Source organism: Bradyrhizobium sp. CSA112 (assembly GCF_029051645.1).
Lineage (GTDB): Bacteria > Pseudomonadota > Alphaproteobacteria > Rhizobiales > Xanthobacteraceae > Bradyrhizobium.
On record NZ_JAACFS010000140.1, the window covers coordinates 1 to 454 of the forward strand.

A 454-nucleotide genomic window follows, 5' to 3' on the forward strand; every position below is an offset into this window, starting at 1 on the left:
GCACCACGACGAGTACTTCGGCGATACCGAGGTCTACTACAACATCGTCGACCTGAAGATTCCCCTGAACAACCCGGCCCGGCAGCCCTATACCCTCGTGGTGACGTACCAGGGCTGCGCCGACAAGGGCCTCTGCTACCCCCCGGAAACCAGGCGCTTCGACATCGACGGCGGTGCCGCGCCGCCAGCCGCGAGCGACGCGGCCGGCAAGGGCCCGCTCGAGCACAAGGGCAAGCGCAGCCTGCTGTTCTTCTTCCTCGCCGGCCTGACCCTGACCTTCACCCCCTGCGTGCTGCCGATGCTGCCGATCCTCTCCGGAGTGGTCCTGCGCGGCCGGCCGGGCGGTGGTCGCGGCTTCGTCCTGTCGCTCGCCTACGTGCTGCCGATGGCGCTCTGCTTCGCCCTGCTCGGCGCGCTGATGGGCATGTTCGGCGCCAGCCTCAATCTCCAGGCG

At 68.7% G+C, this 454-nt stretch carries 1 protein-coding gene; it reads left to right on the top strand.

From position 1 onward, the window contains the following. Positions 1–454 (top strand): protein-disulfide reductase DsbD domain-containing protein (locus GWE18_RS42040; RefSeq protein WP_275191322.1); only part of this gene is annotated, 454 nt, incomplete at both ends.